The following is a 5,534-nucleotide window of genomic DNA, read 5'->3' as shown; positions in this document are numbered from 1 at the left end:
GCGTTGATTTTTGGCACGCTGTTGAGTTCTCAAGGAACGGACGCTTCCTTTGTACTCACCCTCTCGGGCTTTCCTCCGGGCTTTCGTTCTGTTCTGTTCTTGCGTTTCCGACTCTATCAGACTCTTTCGTGTCCGATTCCCGGTCGAAGCGGGTTTCGCTTTCCAGTTCTTCGCTTTCGCGTTTCCCTTTCCGGCGAGTCCGACTCTATCAGAAGTTTTCCACCGGATTTCCCGGCTTCAGGTTCCTGGATGAGGAGTCGAGGGTGCCCACTCTGAATTGCTTCTTTGGGGGCCGTTGCCGAACTTGTCCAGTTCCAGGCAACCGTTTGACTCTACATCACACCCCCCGCACGGTCAAAATCGGCACGACACGGCGCCCCACCGTCGTGTAGGGCGGCCGCCACCGTCCGCCTCGCCACCGTCCGCCTCGCCACCGTGCGGGCTGCCGCACACTGACGTCGTGCGCGACAACTCCTTCGTGATCCTTACCGGCCTTCCGGCCAGCGGAAAGAGCACGGTGGCCCGCGGTCGCGCCGCGGAGCTGGACCTCCCGGTCATCGACAAGGACGTGATCCTCGAGTCGCTCTACGACTCCCTCGGCGTAGGTGATCACGCCTGGCGCCACCGGCTGAGCCGGGCCGCCGACGACATCCTGTTCGCTCTCGCTGCCGACGCCGCCCTAGTCGCCGAACGCTTCCGTACGCGCAAGCGCCACCCAGGGCACCTCGACCAGGACCTCACCCTGAAGCAGATCCACGACCGCGTGTCTGCCTGGGCATCCCATCCCGGCCCGCTCGACCTGGGCGGCCCCGTCCGGACCATTGACACCAGCCACCAGGTCGACATCAACTCCCTCGCCCGGGAGATCCGCGTACTGCTGTCCCACACCCCGCTCACCGAGCAGACCAGAGCGGCCAGGTCTGCCGCACCTGGTCCAGCCGGACACCCTCCAGCTCCAGCACACGGGCGAGGGTGAGCATGCCGAGGCAGGCGTTGCCATCAGGGAAGGGGTGGAAGGCGGTCGCGTCCAGCATTCCCGCCCGCCTGGACGAAGGCATCGCCCTGCCGGAACAGGACCTCCGGCAGGTCAGGGGCAACCCTCTGCCACGCAGCCACAAACACCCGAGTAAGGGGACGCCGACGAGAGGCGTCCTCGCGCAGCTGAGTCAGCGCCGAGCTGGCCCCCTCACCGCACCACACGCCGAGGCCATCCACGGCCGCCTCGACCAGGGCCGGCGTCTCACCGGCCACCGGAAGCCCAGTCGACCTGCTTCCAGACATCGCACCAGGCGGGTAGCCACCCGTTCCAGGTGCCAGCTGTGGTCCTCTGCCTCCACCCCGTCGGGCGGCGCCAACTGGGCGCACTGCTCGGCCAGTTCCTCCACCCAGCCGCGCCCTTCCAGCAGCGACGCGACCACCCTGGCGGCCGTCACTTCGCACTCGCCCACGGAATGGGAGGTGCAGCACCAGCTGCCGACGACGCCACCACCGCAGCCCTCCCCGACCGCCCAAGGCCATCCGCAGGTCCATCGGCCGTACCGGGCTGCCAAACTCCGTGACCTCGGCGGTGAAGCGACGTCCTTCCTCCCGCCCGGCACCGGCCTCCTTGTCGTCCCAATGGACAGCGCGCGGTACCGGTCCAGCTCCTCCACCCCGCACGGCAACACTCGGTCGACGCCACGGTCGGCCTGCTCTCTGAGCGGGTGCGCACGTGGCTGTTGTTCGCTGCACGGTCCGCTCGCCCATCCGGCGAGGGCGAGGTTGTGCAGGGGCGCGATGCCGCGCATGGCGTGGTGGACACCGTCACCTTTGAGTCGGCAGTCGCGGAGGGTCTTCCAGGGCTTCATGCGGGCAAAGACCGGTCCGGTGCCGCGACCAGCAGCGCTCTGCCCTCCGTCGGAAGGCTCCACGGCCGGCCCTGGCGGACACTGTCCGCACCCTCGCGCCTAGCGATCTTGAGCGGTCCTTCAGCTGCCGCTCAGCGATGACTCCCAGGTGGGATCGTGGCGCGATCTTCTCGTCGGATTCGGTCCCGTCGGAGGCCCGCTCTCGCATTCCGCATGCCGACGGAGTCGGTCGCGCAGCGCAACCGGTCCAGTTCCCCGCGGGCGCCCAGCTCGTCGAGGATGACGTGGTGGAGGCGGGCCCCTGTGGACGGTCACGCAATTCGGCTCTGTCGGGGATCTTGGGATGCCGCAGGGTCACGGGGCGCGGAGTGCAAGTCGGCGTAGGAGGTCAAGGTCCGGCTCGTAGGACCGCGTCCCGGAGGGCTGATGAGGATCTTGAAATCGGCCAGGGCAGCTCGTCGCCTCACGTGTTCTGTTTTTCAACTGAGTGAGGAACTGGAACGAGCGCCTCACAGGTGAGAGCAGGGCCACCCGCTTGTTGAGCGTGCGTGTCGCGCTGAACAGCCTTGGCTGCCCTTCACGTTCTTGAGTACCTGGCTTCGTTCACGGCGCAGGGCTGCGGGGCTTCAGGCCGTGCGGAGCACGCCGACGAAGGACTGCAAGGCTTCCTGCGAGCACGGAAGGCCGAGTTCACGCAGCCGGCCGGCGGACGAGCGGATGACCCAGGCGTGCTGATGGCCGGCGAGATCGGCCAGCAGTTCCTGCTGCGCCACGGTCAGATCAGCGTAGCGAGATGCAGGGTGCGGCCGCGGAGCGGGGAAGAGTTGCTCGATGGCTTTGCGGGTGCGGGATCCGGAGCGGTCCCGGGCGATGCGGGGCAGGCATGCGTCGAGCGCCTCGCGCGCGGCGGTCAGCTCTGAGGTGGGCGGGAGCGCGTGGAGGGTGCGCTCGATGTGACCGTGAAGGTCGCCTTCGAAGTAGTCGGTCGCGTGATCGAACCTGCTGTGGGCTGCGGCGGTGAGTTCCGTGACGGCCCTGCCGAGCAGTTCGGGGCCGACGGGCGCTTCGTCGAGGCCGGCGAGGCGGACGGGGGCGGTGGCTGCGGCCCACCGCATCAGAGGGTCGGCGGCATCCAGGTACGGGGGGATGTCCTCGACCGCGGAAGGGGGGCCGACGAGGCCGGCGGCGAGCAGCGCGGTGGCTGCGGTGACCGGGTCCTTCTCGTGTGCGGCAAGGGTCATGAGGCGGGGCAGGGAGGTGGCGGATACTTCGGGAAACCAGGCCAGGAGGTAGGCGATCCGGGTCCGCAGACGGACGTCATCGTCGTCGAGCAGGACAAGAAGGCCGGGGAGTTCGGCAAGGACCGCATCGTATGCCTGCAGCGCCGACCACCGGGAGTCGAACGAGTTGCCGGCCGCCACCCAGTCCCGCATCTCATGCAGCCTTGCGCGCTTCTCGGGATCCGTCTCGACGGCCAGCTGGTCCTCGTACCACGGCAGAAGCTCCGCCGGCCCGCACTCCGCTGCGGCCGCACGCCATCCAGCCACGTTGATACCGGTGGTCACGTCGTACCCGTCGTGCCAGTCGACAGCCAGGCGGGTGAGCAGCAGCATCGTGTCCTGGCGGGCGGCTGCAGGCCCCGCGATGGCGATTCTCGCGAGAAACGGCACCGCGACCGGAGAAGCCGAGTAGCGCGAGCCCTGATGAAGAATGCTGCTGAACAGTCTGATGAACGCCTGCTCCCGCGCCTCATCGTCACTCCCGCACAGGGTGCGTATATGCCCTGGAACGTCATGCGCCGACCCGTAGGCATGCTCCAGGCCGGCCCAGTCAACATCGTCCAGCCCCGCCAGCAGCTTCTCGTACTCGTCGATCATCGAAGAATGATGGCAGGAGGTACTGACACAGCCTCCGTGGCCCAGCTCCAAGCAGCCAGGGGAAATGCATGGAGCCTCATCAGGGCCAGGCCGGCGAGGATGTCGGTCCGGGATGAGAGCGTTTCCCGCATGGCCGACAGCGACGAAGCAGAAACCGAAGTTGAGCATGCTGTCATCGCTCACTACCGACTGGCCGACGCAGGCCTCGGCGATCCAAGCCAGCGGGAGGCCGTCCGCCAGGCCCAGTCCCTGCTGACCGAGGCGATCGAGCAAGCCGACGTCGGCGAGTTCGACGGAAACGAGTACGGAGGCGGCGAGGTCGTCCTCTACGCCTACGGACCGGACGCCGACGCGCTCCTCGCTGTCATGGCACCCATCCTGAACGACCTGCCGTTCCGCCCCGCGCACGCCGTCCTGCGCTATGGCTCCGTCGATGACCCATCGGCTGCGGAGCATCGCGTCGACCTCTGACGAAGCGATTCACCGGCTCCAAGCTAGGCGCGCCGCCGCACGGCACGTCCATGACTTCACCGAAATGCTTCACCATCTCCGGGGCGACCAACTTCCCGACTGGATGGAGCGAGGCCTTGCCGACGACCTCCCAGCCCTCCACTCACTGGTCAGCGGCCTGCGACGCGACTTCGACGCCGTCACCGCAGGACTCTCCACACCGTGGAGCTCCGGCCAGGTCGAGGGCCACGTCACCCGCGTCAAGCTCATCAAGCGCATGGCCTACGGCCGAGCCAACCTCGAGCTCCTACGCCAACGCGTCCTCCTCGACCCATATCCCGGCGGCCTCACACGATCCCTGGTAGAGCCGAAATACCTGACCGCTCACAGGCCCAGACCCGGGCCCGGCTGCACTGGGCAAAGCCTCGGTGGGCCGTCTGCCGACTCGGGCCGAACACCACCTTGCGGACGTCAGACTTCGGGGGATCCCCCGGATGCTTAGGGGCTTGCCGGGCTCAGCGGCCGCTTCCACACTGGTCGGCGACCGCTGCCGCGGGGAGACGAGGGGTCCGTTCGTTCAGGCGGCGCGGATCGCCCGGGTGATCTCCGCTCCGGTACGGGCCACGACGACGGGCCACTCGTCCCTGAGGGAGGCGGGCAGAAACTCGCGGTCCTCGTTCCGCTGGAGCACGGTCACCCCGCCGGGGACGACGAGCACAGCATCCAGCCGTTGCAGGAGGACGGCCAGGAGGTCCATGACCCCGTCGCCTCCGAAACGGTTGAAGGTGATGCCGGTCGGGCTGCTGAAGTACACGCCCGTCTCCTCTCCCTCCGCCGTGCTCACCAGCAGGAAGTTGGTCTCGGGGTCCCTCACCACCACATGGGGTCCGACGACCTCGTGCGCGGCACTCATGTCCAACGGCGCCGGCTCACCGTTCTCGAACCGGGCCGGTGAAGGGCACAGCGGCCTTCACAACGCCGGTGAAGCCCGTAGCAGTTGGCCGAACGGGTCAGTGAGGTCTTGGACCGTCCCTGCCGCGGCGGACGATGAGCCCAACGCGCCTTCTCCCTATCCCAGTTCGCAGCCCTGCCGCTGCGTGCAGCGAACTCAAATCCGGATGCCGCAGGGTCGCTCCTCCGCGATAGTCCCGGGCGACGACTGCGTAATGAGGAGCTCGAGCCGGACGTCCGCTACGTCTGGCGGCCCTCGGAAACCTGAATCCGAGAAGCTCCGTGAACGCAGAAAAGCCCCGCACCGAACCCCGTAAGAGGTTGGTGCGGGGCTTTCCCACAATGATTGTTCGGCGGCGTCCTACTCTCCCACAGGGTCCCCCCTGCAGTACCATCGGCGCTGAAAGGC

General features: G+C 67.6%; 5 protein-coding genes and 2 pseudogenes. 3 read left to right on the top strand and 4 right to left on the bottom strand.

Annotated elements, in window-relative coordinates; translation table 11 throughout:
* The first annotated feature begins 460 nt into the window (after nucleotides 1–460).
* On the top strand, nucleotides 461–976 hold the full coding sequence (locus tag ACFWBW_RS41425; RefSeq protein ID WP_385384993.1) for an AAA family ATPase: 516 nt from the start codon (nucleotides 461–463) through the stop codon (nucleotides 974–976).
* A gap of 769 nt (nucleotides 977–1,745) precedes the next feature.
* Here ACFWBW_RS41425 and ACFWBW_RS41420 read toward each other — a convergent pair.
* The 3 genes and pseudogenes from ACFWBW_RS41420 to ACFWBW_RS41410 all read right to left on the bottom strand — a co-directional run.
* Nucleotides 1,746–1,859 (bottom strand): annotated as a pseudogene (locus tag ACFWBW_RS41420) (IS5/IS1182 family transposase); the annotation flags it as partial.
* Nucleotides 1,860–2,006: 147 nt separating this feature from the next.
* Nucleotides 2,007–2,146: pseudogene (locus ACFWBW_RS41415) on the bottom strand (IS5/IS1182 family transposase); the annotation flags it as partial.
* A gap of 327 nt (nucleotides 2,147–2,473) precedes the next feature.
* Nucleotides 2,474–3,724 carry a hypothetical protein gene (locus tag ACFWBW_RS41410; protein ID WP_385384991.1) on the bottom strand — a complete coding sequence of 417 codons (1,251 nt, stop codon included), beginning with the start codon at nucleotides 3,722–3,724 and terminating at the stop codon, nucleotides 2,474–2,476.
* Between the two features lie 129 nt (nucleotides 3,725–3,853).
* Between ACFWBW_RS41410 and ACFWBW_RS41405 the strand changes: the two genes are divergently transcribed.
* Nucleotides 3,854–4,195 carry a hypothetical protein gene (locus ACFWBW_RS41405; protein WP_385384988.1) on the top strand — a complete coding sequence of 114 codons (342 nt, stop codon included), beginning with the start codon at nucleotides 3,854–3,856 and terminating at the stop codon, nucleotides 4,193–4,195.
* Entirely contained in the window at nucleotides 4,146–4,676 is a 531-nt protein-coding gene (locus tag ACFWBW_RS41400) for a transposase (protein ID WP_385384985.1), read from the top strand. Before ACFWBW_RS41405 ends, ACFWBW_RS41400 begins: the two co-directional genes overlap by 50 nt.
* A gap of 75 nt (nucleotides 4,677–4,751) precedes the next feature.
* On the opposite strand, the gene ACFWBW_RS41395 is transcribed toward ACFWBW_RS41400, so the two are convergent.
* The gene (locus tag ACFWBW_RS41395; RefSeq protein WP_385384982.1) at nucleotides 4,752–5,087 is read right to left on the bottom strand and encodes a hypothetical protein; all 336 of its coding nucleotides are present in this window, start codon (nucleotides 5,085–5,087) and stop codon (nucleotides 4,752–4,754) included.
* Nucleotides 5,088–5,534: the final 447 nt, after the last annotated feature.

It is taken from the genome of Streptomyces sp. NPDC059957, from assembly GCF_042730015.1.
Taxonomy (GTDB): Bacteria; Actinomycetota; Actinomycetes; order Streptomycetales; family Streptomycetaceae; genus Streptomyces.
The sequence above is the reverse complement of the archived record's forward strand: the minus strand, read 5'-3'. Positions and strand labels throughout refer to the sequence as shown.

Coding starts and splice junctions, on each gene's coding strand:
- ACFWBW_RS41400 (WP_385384985.1), top strand. CDS start 4,146: ATGGCTCCGTCGATGACCCATCGGCTGCGGAGCATCGCGTCGACCTCT.
- ACFWBW_RS41405 (WP_385384988.1), top strand. CDS start 3,854: ATGGCCGACAGCGACGAAGCAGAAACCGAAGTTGAGCATGCTGTCATC.
- ACFWBW_RS41395 (WP_385384982.1), bottom strand. CDS start 5,087: ATGAGTGCCGCGCACGAGGTCGTCGGACCCCATGTGGTGGTGAGGGAC.
- ACFWBW_RS41410 (WP_385384991.1), bottom strand. CDS start 3,724: ATGATCGACGAGTACGAGAAGCTGCTGGCGGGGCTGGACGATGTTGAC.